The sequence below is a fragment of the Kineococcus sp. GCM10028916 genome (assembly GCF_042674865.1).
In the GTDB taxonomy this organism is placed as follows: Bacteria; Actinomycetota; Actinomycetes; order Actinomycetales; family Kineococcaceae; genus Kineococcus.
Genome location: NZ_JBHTFM010000003.1, coordinates 516,462 through 530,522, shown reverse-complemented (window position 1 = coordinate 530,522; position 14,061 = coordinate 516,462). Strand labels below are relative to the sequence as shown.

The 14,061-nt window shown below is 70.3% G+C and carries 9 protein-coding genes; 1 reads left to right on the top strand and 8 read right to left on the bottom strand.

Translation table 11 applies throughout. The features are described from left to right. Window positions 1-62: 62 nt before the first annotated feature. The 3 genes from ACFQ46_RS05045 to ACFQ46_RS05035 all read right to left on the bottom strand — a co-directional run bounded on the left by ACFQ46_RS05045 (window position 63) and on the right by ACFQ46_RS05035 (window position 3,054). Window positions 63-1,733, bottom strand: coding sequence for a methyl-accepting chemotaxis protein (locus ACFQ46_RS05045; RefSeq protein ID WP_380257793.1), 1,671 nt, complete (start codon window positions 1,731-1,733; stop codon window positions 63-65). Window positions 1,734-2,170: 437 nt separating this feature from the next. After that, window positions 2,171-2,395 carry a hypothetical protein gene (locus tag ACFQ46_RS05040; RefSeq protein ID WP_380257791.1) on the bottom strand — a complete coding sequence of 75 codons (225 nt, stop codon included), beginning with the start codon at window positions 2,393-2,395 and terminating at the stop codon, window positions 2,171-2,173. After that, complete coding sequence (locus ACFQ46_RS05035) at window positions 2,392-3,054, bottom strand: type IV toxin-antitoxin system AbiEi family antitoxin (protein ID WP_380257789.1); 663 nt, start codon at window positions 3,052-3,054, stop codon at window positions 2,392-2,394. The genes ACFQ46_RS05040 and ACFQ46_RS05035 overlap by 4 nt, the downstream gene beginning before the upstream one ends. Window positions 3,055-3,503: 449 nt before the next feature. Here ACFQ46_RS05035 and ACFQ46_RS05030 point away from each other — a divergent pair, with 449 nt between their 5' ends. After that, the gene (locus ACFQ46_RS05030; protein WP_380257787.1) at window positions 3,504-7,106 is read left to right on the top strand and encodes a cell wall-binding repeat-containing protein; all 3,603 of its coding nucleotides are present in this window, start codon (window positions 3,504-3,506) and stop codon (window positions 7,104-7,106) included. Between the two features lie 46 nt (window positions 7,107-7,152). Here ACFQ46_RS05030 and ACFQ46_RS05025 read toward each other — a convergent pair whose 3' ends face one another. The 5 genes from ACFQ46_RS05025 to ACFQ46_RS05005 all read right to left on the bottom strand — a co-directional run bounded on the left by ACFQ46_RS05025 (window position 7,153) and on the right by ACFQ46_RS05005 (window position 13,997). After that, entirely contained in the window at window positions 7,153-8,457 is a 1,305-nt protein-coding gene (locus ACFQ46_RS05025) for a hypothetical protein (RefSeq protein WP_380257785.1), read from the bottom strand. After that, window positions 8,454-9,461: a glycosyltransferase gene (locus ACFQ46_RS05020; RefSeq protein ID WP_380257783.1), complete on the bottom strand. Its 1,008-nt coding sequence runs from the start codon at window positions 9,459-9,461 to the stop codon at window positions 8,454-8,456. The genes ACFQ46_RS05025 and ACFQ46_RS05020 overlap by 4 nt, the downstream gene beginning before the upstream one ends. Before the next feature lie 165 nt (window positions 9,462-9,626). Continuing rightward, window positions 9,627-10,049 (bottom strand): hypothetical protein, encoded by a 423-nt coding sequence (locus ACFQ46_RS05015; RefSeq protein ID WP_380257781.1) that lies wholly within the window; start codon window positions 10,047-10,049, stop codon window positions 9,627-9,629. A 30-nt stretch (window positions 10,050-10,079) separates the two neighbouring features. Then, a complete protein-coding gene (locus tag ACFQ46_RS05010; protein WP_380257779.1) occupies window positions 10,080-10,580 on the bottom strand; it encodes a hypothetical protein in 501 nt (166 codons plus the stop codon). Between the two features lie 729 nt (window positions 10,581-11,309). After that, window positions 11,310-13,997, bottom strand: a complete 2,688-nt coding sequence (locus ACFQ46_RS05005) for a cell wall-binding repeat-containing protein (RefSeq protein WP_380257777.1) — start codon at window positions 13,995-13,997, stop codon at window positions 11,310-11,312. Between the last annotated feature and the right edge of the window lie 64 nt (window positions 13,998-14,061).

Below are 14,061 nucleotides of genomic sequence, written 5' to 3'. Positions count from 1 at the left end.
CTGGATGACCCGGCGCGCGGCAAGATGGTCGGGACCGGTCCTGCCGGTGCTCCCGTCCCGGGTCAGCGCGGGAGGGTGAAGGTCCCGACCAGGTCGTTCAGCTCGGCCGCGGCGCGCGAGACCTCACCGGCGGTGGTGGCGGTGTGGGTGGCCCCGGCCGTGGTCTGGTCGGAGGAGGCGGCGATCCCGGAGATGTTCACCGCGATCTCCTGGGACCCGGAGGAGACCTCGGTGACGTTGCGGACCATCTCCGACGTCGTCGCCGATTGCTCCTCCACCGCCGCCGCGATCGTGGACTGCAACCCGTCGATGCGGGCGATGACCTCGGTGATCTCGCTGATCGCGGCCGCCGCCGCGGCCGCGTCCGACTGGGTGGAACCCACCTTGGCCACGATCTCCTCCGTGGCCCGGGCCGTCTGCTGGGCCAGTTCCTTGACCTCACCGGCGACGACGGCGAACCCCTTGCCCATCTCCCCCGCCCGGGCGGCCTCGATCGTCGCGTTCAGCGCCAGCAGGTTCGTCTGCTCCGCGATGGAGGTGATGAGCTTCACGACCTCCCCGATCTCGCGGGAGGAGGCGGAGAGGCGATCCAGGGTGTCCCCGGCCGCACCCGCCGCCGCGACGGCACCGGCCGCGGTCATGGACGCCTCGGCGGTCGAGGTCGCGATCTCACGGATGGCCGCCGACATCTCGTCCCCGGCCGCGGCGACCGTGCCGATGTTGGCGGAGATCTCCTCGGTGGCGGCGGAGACGACCTGGGCCTGCGCGGCGGCCTTCTCGGCGCCGGAGGAGAGTTCGGTGGCGACGATCGTGAGTTCCTCGCTGGACCCCGCGAGGGTGCCGGCGTTCGCCGAGATGCGGCGCACGGTGTCGGTGAGGCGGTCCATGGTGGCGTCGAGGGCGACGGCGAGGCGGGCCACCTCGTCCTGCCCGGTCAGGGCGACGCGCTGGTCGAGACGACCGGCGGCGAGACCCTGGACGACCGCGAGGGTGCGGGCCAGGGGGCGCGTGATGGAACGCGCCACGAGGGGCGCGGTGACCGCGGCCAGCGCGAGGGCCAGGACCGTCGCCGTGAGCAGGACGACCTTGAGCCGCGTCTCGCGGGTAGCGGCCGCCGCCTGGGCGTCCTCGGCGCGGGCGTCGACGCTCTCCGCGAGCGCCTGGGTGCTCTTGAGCAGCGCCTCCCACGACGTGTTGAGGGGCCCGTTGAGGGTGGCGTAGGCGGTGGCCATCGACTCCGGCGTGCCCTGGGCCACCTGGCTGACGAAGGTGTCCTGGACCGCGAAGAAGTCCTTCCACTCCGTCCGCGCCTGGTCCAGCACGGTGCGCTCCGACGCCGTCAGCGCCTCCTCGTCGAAACCGTCGAGCAGCGCGGTCCCCGCCTCGCGGTCGGCCTTCAGGCCCATGACGTTGGCGCCCGCCGGGTCGACGGCCGCAGCAGGGCTCTCGGCCTCCGCCTGCGCGTACAGCCAGCCCTGCCAGCCGCTGACGTCGGCGTCGTAGTAGCGCAGCTGCTGCACCTGGCGGGAGACCGCGTCGAGACGCTGCAGGTCGTCGGTGGTGTTCCCCTGCTGGTCCAGCGCCCAGGTCCCCAGACCCCCGGCGACCGCCACGCACGCGGCGACGGCCCCGAAGCCCAGGGCGAGGCGACGGCCGACCGAGGCCGAGAGGGGGTTTCCGCTGCGGGCGGTGCCGGGCTGGGCGGGACGGGTGGGGATGACGGGGAAGCTCACCGTCTTCCATCGGTAGCCGGGGCCCGGAATCCAGCTCGTCGGGAGGGGCGCGTCAGCCAGGGGGTCTTCCGGTGGGACGCAGAAGAATCCGGCCCCTCGACGGACTTCACGTCCGCAGGCCGGTACGCCCTCGGCCTCCAGGTCCTTCAGGACCCGTTGCAGGTTGGTCAGGCCGCCGCGCCGGCCAGAACGCAAGCTGCCCGGTCGTTCTCGGTGTTCCCGGGAAGGATCGTGCGTCCAGCACGCCTGCCCACCTCTGAACACGCCGCACGTCGTCGCGATGGGGTTCGGGTCCGGGCCGGAGGAAAGTGTCACGGTGCTGCCCTGACGCAGGCCGCCATACTTTCTCGCCGGAAGAAGTGTGGTTCCAGCCTGCGACGCGGCCGCCGTGACACTTTTGGTCGTTCTCAACGAGGTCCGTGCCACGGCCGGCCGGCTCAACCGGGCTGCGCTGCACCGACGTCGTACCGGTCCGCCGACTGACGCTGGTCGAGGTGGGTCTTGGGCAGGGTGGTCCCGCCGTAGAAGACCAGTTCGTCGGCGAGGGGCGAAGCACTGAGGACGGCCAGGAGGTGGGTGATGAGGTGATCCCGCCTCACCTGCAGTTCCGACACCCCGAACTGTTCGGCGACCCGCCGCAGGTCGTCGTCCGACAGCGTCACCGGTCGACCTCCCGGAGGAGGGTCTCGACCCGACGGAGGGCTGCCGCCCGCCGCTGTGCCGTCGCCAACTCCCGGGCCACCGTCCAGTCGAGGCGAGGGGCGAGCGCCGAGACGGCCTCCCGTTCCGCCGAGGACTCCGGGGCGTGCAACGGGCCGTGGCCCAGGTCGAGAACGGTCTGCTCGACCGTGCCGACGAGCAGCGGCCCGATCTCGGTGGGAACGGCTTCCGCGTCGAGGAGGTCGGTGCGGCGCATCAGGAAGCGAACCGTTCGCCCACCCTCGACGACCACGGCACGGTGCTGGCGGGGCACCGCGACGAAGGCTTCACCGAGCGCGCGTGGGACGGCGCCGTGCAGGCGGGCCGCGCTCATCCCGACGATCACGGCCTGGTCCGCGCCGAAGACCGCCGCGCCGATCCCGCCGGCGAGCACTTCGAGATCCGGTGTCCACCCGCTCGCCTCACGCCCCGACGGCGGCACCGCGTACACGCCGTTCGTCAGCCGCAGCAGCAGTCCGGCGTCGGTGAGGCGCTTCGGCTGGGGCCGGGGCGCGCTGTAGACGGCGGCAGCGTCCCGCGTGGTCAGGACGCGGGGCGAGCGGCGGGCGATGGCGATCGGCAGGCCCACCGCGCGGTTGCGCTCGGATTCTGTGCTGCTCAACACATGCACGACGTACCTCGCAGGAACGCGATCTGCATGATCACGCGGAGAACGCGTCACGGGAGCCGCAGTCATCCGACTCCTGCGCTGAACCATCGCCGCGTTCCGCAACGCCCCATCGCGATCCGCGGGGGATCTCGGAGCGGTCGAGACACCGGTTCAGGACGTCGGAGCCGTCGTGTTGGAACCCAGCGGCCTCGGTCCCAGGCTTCCGACCGTGCTCCTCGGCACCAGGTGGTGGTTCGTCCACTCCGCGAGGCGCTGATCCTCTCAGCGCCGAGCGTTCGACACCCCTCTGGGGCCGCCCTCAGGAACGGGGTTCCAGAGGCCCCGACAGGTGAGACCGGACGGGTGACTTCCACTGCTCCATTCCGGGAACTCGTTCAAGGAGGCCGTCGCAGGGCGCGATCCCTGTCACAGCAGACGCTTCTGACGGAAGAGGTAACCCGGTGCGCCGCACGACCCGTTCGCTGGCTTGGTTGATCGCCCTCGCGCCCGGCCTCACCCTGATCCCGGTCGGTTCGGCCCACGCCGACACCGGCGACGTCATCACGGGTCAGATCGTGCAGGTGGCGACCGAAGGTGGTCCGGGGCACGACACCGAGCACGGAGCCGCCGCCGAGGCCGCGGACGCGCACGACGGTGACCACGTCGAGACCTTCGTCCACGTCGACGGCGACTACCTGCGGGTCACCGACCCGCGCGTCACCCGGCTTCCGGCCGAGACGAACGTCACGCTGCGGGTGGCGGACGCCGACGCCGAGAACCTCACGGTGCTCGGCGTGCAGCGGGCCCAGGTCGCCGCCGCGGCACCGGTCGCGGCCGCCGCGACCCCTCAGACCGTCGACATCGTCATGGCCGTCCCGTACGGCGCCACCCAGGACACGACACCGTTCACCACGACCCAGGCCCAGACCGCGTTGCAGCAGGCCTCGGACTACTGGAGTTCTCAGACCGACGGGAAGGTCTCCTTCACCCTCGGGCAGACGCAGAACTGGTACCAGAGCACCAAGACCTGCGCCGACTACGACGCACTGTGGACGGACGCCGCGAGCAAGATCGGGTGGACACCGTCCTCCGGACGCCACCTGGTCGTCCTGGTGCCCCGAAACACTGAAGCGAACGGGATCTGCGGCTACGGACTCGGCACCATCGGGGCGAACGTGACCTCGGGCGGCAAGGCGTACGTCGCGGACATCGAGTCCTCGGTGTGGGCGCACGAACTCGGCCACAACCTCTCGTTGGGTCACGCGAACGCTCTGTTCCACCCGACCCTGAGCGACGTCACGTACGCGAACGGGTACGCCGGGGCGAATGCTGCGGAGTACGGGAACGTCTGGGACGTCATGTCCAAGTCCGGTTCGACCATCGGCCACGGCAACGTCAACATCCCGGAGCAGGACGTCCTCGGGGTGCTCCCCCGCGGGATCCAGACGGTCTCCACCACCGGCACCTACGAGATCAAGGCCCTCCCGAACACCTCCGACGGTCAGGTCCACGGCCTGAAGGTCGTCGACCCGGCGACGAGCACCAAGTACTACGTCGAACTCCGCGGCAACAGCGCCGGGGACGACCTCGCCGCCGCGTACTGGCAGGGCCCCGACAAGGGTGTGCTGGTGACGAAGGCCGACGCGTCTGCCTACAACGCCTCGATCGTCCTGGACGGAACTCCCACCGGCAACGCCACGAGCGACGTCGACTTCAACGTTCCGACCACCCAGCCGCTGACGTCGGCGAGTTCGCAGCTCAACTTCGCGGTGCAGTCCTACGACGGGACGACCGCCCGCATCAAGGTCTCCGTCGCGAACACCGCACCCACGCCGGGGTCGGTCGGCGCGCCCACCGGGGTCAGTGCGACCGTCGGAACCGCCGACGGCACGGCGACGGTCGACTGGACCTCGGCGAACCCCAACGGTGGGACGATCAGCGAGTACGTCGTGACGCCGTACCTCAACGGGGTGGCGCAGACGTCGCTGAAGAAGACCGTCGCCGGCAGCACCGTCTCGACGGTGGTCACGGGCCTGACGCCCGGTGAGACCTACACGTTCACGGTGACGGCGAAGAACGAGGTCGACGCCGCGGACTCCGTCGCGTCGAACTCGATCGTCGCCGTCGGCAAGCCGGCCGTCGTCACCAACCTCGTCGGTGTGCTCGAGGGAACGGCGGCGAAGCTCACCTGGACGGCGGGTTCCGCCGGTGGTTCGCCCATCACCGGCTACGTCGTGACACCCAGCCGCGGTGGGATCGCGCAGACTCCGGTGACCGTGACCGCCACCACCGCGACCCTCCCGTTGGTCCCCGACGTCGACTACACCTTCGCCGTGGCGGCGCAGAACGCCCGCGGCACCGGAACCACGGCGACCAGTGGCACCGTCCGCTACGCCACCCCGGGAGTTCCTGCCCAAGTGACGGGGGTGACCGCGACCGCCGGCGGAACGTCGGGCGCCCCGACGGCCGTCCTGGCATGGACGGCGCCGAACGCGAACAACAACCCGATCACGGAGTACGTCGTGACGGCCGTCAAGGACGGTCAGCCGCAGCCGACGGTCAGCGCGGGGAACGTTCTGACGTACCAGTACCCCTTGGCCGCCGACCACACGTACACGTTCACCGTGGCCGCGAAGAACTCCCTCGGACAGGGAACCCCGAGTTCCGCGACGCGGCTCTTCGACCTCACCGCAGTACCGGACGCCCCCGTCGTGACCGCCACGCTCACCGGTTCGTCGGTCACGGTGACGTGGACGGCCCCGGCCGCGCACGGCAACGCCATCACGTCCTACACCGTGACGCCGTCGATCCCCGGGGCCATCCCGGCGACCGTGGCCGCCGGAGCCACGCTGTCGAAGACCTACACGCTGACCACCGACGGCACCTACTCCTTCGCGGTCACGGCCACGAACGGCAAGGGCTCGAGCATCCCCGGGGTCAGCAGCACGGTCACCTACCACGCTCCCGTCGTGGTCCCGCCGGTGGTGAACCCGCCGGTGGTCGTGAGCCCGCCCGTCGTGGTCGCTCCCCCCGTCACGACTCCCGTGGTGGCGACCCCCGTGACGCCGTCCCCGACGCCGACCCCGGTGAAGACGACGTTCGACCCCTCGAGCGCCGATTCCCGGGTGGGCGGCCAGAACCGCTACGACACCGCCTCGCAGATCGCCCGGCGGGAGTGGAAGTCCGCCGACACCGTCATCGTCGCCAACGGCGAGCAGAACGGGATCGACGCCCTCTCCGCGTCCTACCTGGCCGGGGTGAAGGACGCGCCGATCCTCCTCACCAGCCGGGACGCGTCGCCCGCCGAGACCCTGGCCACGATCGACGCGCTGAACGCGAAGCACGTGATCGTCGTGGGCGGTCTGAACTCCGTCTCGCGGTCGACCTACGACGCGCTGACCGCCGGGCGCTCCGGGCAGCGGATCGCCGGTACCGACCGCTACGACACGGCCGCCCTGCTGCTCGCCGCCGGTCTCGAGGCCGCGGTGGAGAAGCCCACAGCCGCGTTCCTCGTCCGCGGTGACGTCTACGGCAGCACGGTCGCGGCCGACGCCCTGGCTGTCTCCCCCGTCGCGTTCCGCGCCGGGATGCCGGTCCTGCTCACCGGTCGTGACGAACTCCCCGCCGCCACCCTCGCTGCCCTGAAGAACGCCGGAGTGACGTCGGTCCAGGTGGCCGGGAGCTCCAGTGCCGTGTCGGACGCGGTGACCAACCAGGTCCGCGCGAACTCGTCCGTGACCACCGTCGCGCGGCTCCAGGGGACCGATCGGACCGAGACCGCCGCCGCCATCGCGCGGTTCGCCCTCGCCGCCGACGTCGGCTTCAGCGGCACCGCCGTGGGCATCGCCAACGGCTACCGGATCGACGCCCTCGCGGCCGGCCCCGCGGCCGGGAAGGCCGGCTACCCGCTGCTGCTGACGGAGTCCGCCGACTCCCTCGGCGGTGGGACCTCCGGGTTCCTGAGCGAGCACAAGGCGACGCTGTCGGGGGCGACCGTGTTCGGCGACCAGTCCGCGGTGTCGTCGAAAGCGACGAACGCGGCGGGTGCCGCCGGTCAGGCCTGAGGGGTTCGACGGCCCGCCGCCCGAGCGGCGGGCCGTCGGCTCGGGCTCAGCGACTCTCGACGAGACCGTTCGCCGGTACCTGCTCGGACGCCGGGGAGCCGGCTCGTCGCGCGGACACGACAGCGGCGAGCAGCACCACCCCCACCGCGGCGGGGAGGCTGCGGTAGACGAAGAACGCATGGATCTGGGAGTGGTTGCTCAGCACGCAGTACCAGGCGGGGACGACGAGGGCGGGCAGCGCCACCGCGGCGAACACGGACAGACCACCCACCCCGTGGCGGACGACCGTCAGCACGAGCAGGACGAGCACCACGACGGCCGCGGCGACGGCCACCGGCACCGCCGTCACCGAGTGCTCCGTCCAGTAGTTCCAGTTCGCGAGGACCCCGGCCCCGAAGGCGTGGGACACGTCGCCCCCGTCGAGGCGGAACTGGCTGACCTCCTGCACCCGGGAGAACACCGACAGCCCCTGTCCGAGGGCCCCGATGAACCAGCGGAACACCCAGGTGAACCCGAAGGCCACGGGCCAGGCGGCGCCGACGGCGAGGACGGTGCGCCACGTCTCGCGCGCGTCGCGCGTCCGCACCTGGGTGACGGCGGCGGCGACCCCCGCGCACAGCGCCCAGCTCATCGGCGGGACGGTGAGCAGGTCCGTGTAGCAGAACAGGGCCGCGGAGAACCCCGCCCCGAGGACCGCCGCACGCCACCCGCGGGAGGCCGCGACCGCGGTGATCGCGACCCCGGCCGCGACGCTCGCCAGCGCGATGCCGTGGGTGAAGGCCCGGTCGGGCATCGCGAGGGCGTTCGTCGTCGCGGCGATCGGCAGGAGCAGCGCGAAACCCGCTGCTGCCCCGACCCTCCGGGTGACGGCCAGGAACGCGGCGAGGACGGCGGCGGCGAACACCCCGGTGACGACGAGGCGCAGTCCGGGGACGTCGGTGAGCGCGAGCACCGGGCGGGTGAGGATCGAGTACCCGCTCCAGTAGCGGAAGTAGGTGGCCGGCGTCTGGAAGTCGTCACCGGCGGCGAGCTGCTGGATCTCGCCCTTGCCGTCGTCGCAGGAGGACAACCGCGGCCCGCCGGTGGTGAGGTTCCACAGGCTGCGGGGGTCGTTCGGGGTCGTGACCCCGTACCCGAGTTCCGCGCACTCGGTGAACCGGTCGGCGGTTCCCCCGACGCCGTCGGGGCCGTAGGGGTCGCCGTAGTCGCCGGTCTGGATGGCCTGGGCGAGGTGGTCGATGATCGGCTGGTTCGGCACGGCCTGCGCACCCACCAGCAGGACGAAGAACACGACCTGCAGGGCCACGAGCCCCGCGAAGGCCTTCGCCACGAACCGGACGACGCCGCTCACCGCTGGGCCACGTTGTCGCGACGCACGTCGACGGAGGGCTCCACGGGTGCTCGTTCGTCGAGCAAGCCGTGTGGGCTCGGGTACTGGAGGTAGATCAGCCGGGAGGCCTCGTCCGAGGCATGCCGGACGGCTTCGAGGATGACGCCGACCGCGGTGACGACGACGGCGATCATCATGAGGGCCGATGCGAGGATGGCCGTCGGGAACTTGGGGACGAGCCCGATCCGGAAGAACTCGATGACCACCGGAATGCCGAGGATCAGCGCGACGACGGCGATGAGACCGCCGAGCGTGGAGTGCACCAGCGTCGGCCGCTCGTAGCGGGCGAGGCGGACGATCCAGCGGAGGATGGCCCACCCGTCGCGGTAGGTGCGGAGCTTGCTCGCCGACCCCTCCGCCCGGTCCTTGAACCCGACGGGCACCTCGGCCTGCGGGACCCGCAGGTTCACCGCGTGCACCGTCAGCTCCGTCTCGACCTCGAACCCGCGCGAGATGGCCGGGAAGGACTTCACGAAGCGCCGAGACATGACCCGGTACCCGCTGAGCATGTCCGTGACGGGCTCCCCGAAGACGGTGGACACAACGCGGTTCAGGGCCCGGTTGCCGGCGGCGTGACCCGGGCGGTAGGCGGTGAGGCTGCTGGCCCGCCGCGTCCCGACGACGTGGTCCAGACCCTCGGTGATCAGCTTCTCGACGAGCTCCCCCGCCACCGACGCGTCATAGGTGTCGTCCCCGTCGAGCATCACGTACACGTCGGCCTCGACGTCGGCGAAGGCCCGACGGATGACGTTCCCCTTGCCGGGGCGGGGTTCGTAACGCACCTGGGCGCCGTGGGCGCGCGCCACGGCCGCGGTGTCATCGGTGCTGCGGTTGTCGTAGACGTAGACCGTCGCCTCGGGCAGCGCCACCCGGACCTCGTCGATGACGTGACCCACCGCCGTGGCCTCGTTCAGGCAGGGAAGGATCACGGCGACGTTCGGGACGGAGGTCGGCGGCCAGGGCATGGGTCGAGCCTAGGGGTGCTGGTGATGTCGTCCTTGGACCGCGCGCTGCGTGCCGCGGAGGCGGGTCATCGATCCCGGACGACGAAGAGGTCCCCGGCGATGCGCCGGGGACCTCTTGGTGTGCTTTCGTCCGTCAGGACGGAGTACCCGTCAGGGTAGTTCCGATCAGCTGATCGAGCGGTCCCCGGAAGCGAGGCTGAGGTTGTTCCCCGCCACGTCGGTCGTGCCGGACTGGTCGGCGATGGTCGCCGGGTACTGCAGCCCCGCGACGGACCCGGCGTTGACCGCGCTGGGCACGGCGGCGAGCGTGATCGTCAGGACGGTCCCCGCGGGGTAGGACGTGCCGGCGACCGTCTCAGCGGCGGTGTTGAGCGCGAAGGTCGCGTTCCCCGGGCTGCTGGTTCCGTTGACGACCTCGGCCGTCGTCCCGTCGGCGTCGGTCAGGCGGAGGGAGTCCCCCGCGGCCACCGCGGCCAGGGATTCAGAAGCCACGAGCTTCAGCACGTCCCTGGCGTCGGCCGTACCGCCGAGACCGGCGGCCGTGGACTGCAGCGAGTTCACCAGGGTCGGAGCGGTGGTGTCCGCCACGACCGGGGCGGTGACGGTGACGTCGACCGTCTACGCCGCACCCGGGTCACCGTCGTTGACCGGGGTGAAGCGGTAGGTGTAGCTGCCGGTGGCGAGGTCGTTGTCGACGTAGCTCAGGCCCGTGGCCGAGGGCACGGGCGTCACCGTCGTGACGGCCGCGAACCCGGTGGTCGCCGAGGCGCCGGAGGCGCGCTCGATGGTCACGGAGTCGAGGCTCCCTGCCGCGAAGCTGGCAGCGAGGGTGACGTCGTTGCTGCCGGCTCCCGTACCGGCGGTCGCGGTGCCGGTCAGGACCGGGTTGGCGTCGGTGAAGGCGAAGGTGCTGACCCCGCCGGCGTCGGTGGTGTAGTTCCCCGTCACCGTGTCCCCACCGCTGAGCGCGGCGCGGAAGGTGTCGATGCCGACGGAAATACCGCCGACGGTGAAGGTGTCGTTGCCGTCGAAGGCGAAGGTGCGGGCGGACACCGTCGCCGCACCGGCCGCCGGAATGGTGTCCACGTTCTCGACGAACGTGCCGGCGGTCTTGTTCACGAGGACCGAGGCGGCGGGGGTTACGGCGTCGGCGCCGACAAGGCCGCTGGCTGCGCGGGGCGCGACGTAGAAGGGCGTGCTGTCGACACCAAACTTCTCCGTCGACGCGACGTACGTCCCGCCGGTGGCGTTGGTCTCTCCAGCCGGGGGCTGACCCCGCCGGTGCTGGAGGCCCCGCCAGCCACGCCGTGAATGTAGACAACCGGCGTGGTCGTTCCCGGTGCGGGTGATGTGCTGCCAGCAGGAGGTCGGACAGAGTCATCGTCGGACACGCCCAGGATGGCAGCGTCGAGGACGAGGCAATTTGGAACAGCCAACTCATTCAAAGAGCTGTGGCAGAAGCTCGTCTTGAGCAACGTGCGGTTGCCTGCCGCCTGGTTGCAACGTCCGCGTCTGGGAGATCTGAGTGGTACGAGTCATCAAGGGACTCAGATGGTTCCGTCTCTCGGGTACAAGTTCGCAACATTGCCCCGCCGGCCATGATCACCAAGTACCTGACCTTAAGTTGCGAAGTGATAGCGCCAACGCAGGTGGAAGACGCCCGTCATGGAATCTTGTGGCCAGCCCATGTCACGGCCCTCCTGAAGCACCACTGATTGCATGACAATCAACAGCATCTCTCGGTCGAGTGACGCCCGTCTCGGAGGACCGCTCAGGTCAGGAATCTCTACGCTGACTGGCGGGTCAGTACAGAGATTCCTGACCTGATTAGACAGGTCGAGCAGTCGGTTAGAAGCTTCCGATGACGCTGCTGTCAGCGGCAACACCGGGAACCGCGCCATTCTGACCCCGAAGCGAAGAGTCGGGCACGGGGGAGGACCCGCCCGAGAGGTTGAAGCCCCCGCTACTCATTGCCGTGGCCGTCAGCGTTGTTCCGTCGGCAGAGAGAGCAACGTCGAAAGTTCCTCCGCTGCCGCTAAAGCCCCCATCGATCGCGGCGTCGACCACGTCGAACGCCGCCAGGCCAGTCAATGCCGGGCCGTTCGCCGTAATGCCGGACAAGACGCCCCCGAATGTTGACGGATCCACCGCCGTAGAGTAGACCCACACGACGGTGTCGTTGACAGCAATGCTGCTGTCCGGGGTGCTAGTGATGGTCATGGCGACGTTTAGGGGCGCAACCACCACGGCCGACGAACCTGCCGCCGGGCCGGCTGTCCCCTGTGCATTCACGACCGAACCCGCAGCGACGACGATCGTATCGCCAGCAGCGAGCGGGCCATTGTTGACACCGATGTTCCAGACGGCCGAGCGGCCATTGGCATCGGGACTAACTGCGGTGGGCACCAAACCGAGCGCGGTATTACTGCTGGTGACCTCGCCAACATTCAAGCCTGAAACGGGTTGATTAAACGTCAACTGAACACTGGTGGAGCCCACCACCATCCCGCTTCGGCTCGACACGGCGGGAACGGGTGCTACCGCGGCTGAGGTATAAGCGCCAGACGGTCCAGTAGCGCCCTGCGCATTGCTGACAGCACCCGTGCCGACAGAGATTGTATCCCCAGCCGCGAGCGATCCACTGGTGATGGCCACTGTCCACGTCGCCGACCGCCCGTTCGCGTCGGGGCTGTTCGGGCTCGGGGTCAAGACCAGTGCGCCGTGGCTGCTGGTCACGTCACCCACGTCCAGCCCACCCACCGACTGGTTGAACGTCAACTGAACACTCGTGGAGCCCACCGACATCCCCGTCGGCTGGCCAACGACTGCAGGTACTGCGGCGATGGCCTGGCTGGTGTACGCAATGGCTGGGCCGGTGGTTCCGCTGGCGCTCGCGACCGAACCGGCCGCGACGGTGATCGTGTTGCCTGCGGCGAGCGTGCCTCCGGAGACTGCGAGGGTCCAGGTAGCAGACCGGCCGTCGACCGGGGTGACCGCCGTTGGGGTGAAGCTGAGCGCGCCGTTGTTTGACGTGACCTCACCGAGCGCCAGACCGGACACCGGCTGGTCGAAAGTCAGAGTCACCGAGTTCGATCCAGGGGTGAGACCGATGGGCTGGCCCGAGACCGCAGGAGCACCCTGGAGGGTCACCGGCGCCTGGGTCACGACGATGGCCGTCTGGGAACCGCTCGTGGCGGTGATCCTGTACACCCAGGAGCCGGCCGGGGCGTCGTAGTCGATGAAGGAACCGGAGGAGACGTCCTGACCGGTGAGGTTCAGCGTGCTGGACACGTTGGGGTCGCTGCTGGACACCCGCTGGACGGAGAAGCTCGTAAGAGTCGCGGCCCCGACGCCGAAACTGACCCTGACGTCGGGCTGGTCGCCCTGGTTGTCCAGGTTCGCCGGTGCGCCGGCCACGGGCCCGCTCACCGGGGGCGTCGATCCCGTCGGCGCCACCCCTCCGCCGGAGGTCGTAGCCGCATCGGTCACGGTGGACGAGACGGCCGTCGCGTCTCCGAACACCTGAGCGCTGATGAGGTTGCCGGAGTTCGCCCGAAGGTACGCCTCAGTGGCCGCGCCCAACGAGTTCGCCGATTCGGTGAGCAGCAGCGGATAGCCAGCTTTGCCTGCGGCCGGGCCGGCCACCAGGGCATCAACGCGGTACCCGTTGGCGAGGCCGACCGTGGCCTTCCCGATGCCCACCGAGGCAGCCAGCGGCGAAGTCGCGATCACTGCCGCGGTTCCGCTCCGGTCGGTCCCTTCGAGCCGCGACGTGGCGGTGAGACCGGCAGCCGTCGCCGCTGAGGCGGCGACCGCCGCGCTGACCGACTGCGTCGAACCAAGAGCGGTGAGCGCGGTCGGTTTGAGGCTCTGCAGGACGGCGGCCGAACTGCTCGGCAGCGAACCCTGCGCAGTCAGGATGATCGGAACACCGCGATACCCCAGGGGGGAGGCAGCGAGCGCGTCGGCGGCGATGTCGCTTCCGTAGACGTCACCACGGGCCAGGAAGGCGGTGGGGGCGGGTGCGTTGGCGGGCAGCGCCGCCCGTGCCTCAGCGATGATCTTCGAGGCCGTGTCGAAACGGTCCACACCGGCGATGCGCTTCGTCGTAGTGCGTCCCGCGGTCAACGCGGCGAAAGTCTGGGCCGACACGGACGGTTCCCCACCGATGACGATGACCTCAGAGGGGTTGAGCACCTTGATGGCGTCCGCCGTAGCGCTCGGGACCCCATTCGCGGTGGTCAGCAAGATGGGCGCACCCTTGACACCAGCCAGGTAGGAGGCGGTGAGCGCGTCGATACCGTTGGTCTCGCCGTTGGCGACGATCACAGTCCGCGCCGATGTCCAGTATTTCTGGGCGACGACGGCGGCCGTGGCGTACCGGTCGACGCCACCCAGGCGAGCGTCGCTCGCCCCGGGGTTGAAACCAGTGGCGGCCTGGGCCGGGGCTGACACGACACCGCCGAGGCCGACCAGCAGAGCGACGCCGGCGCCCACACCGGCTACACGACGCCTGGTCTTGGTTTGCTTGTCCATTGCGATTCCTCATCCGAGCTGGAGTGTGATGTCTGGCGCCGTGACTGCAGCACCTCGGGGTGAG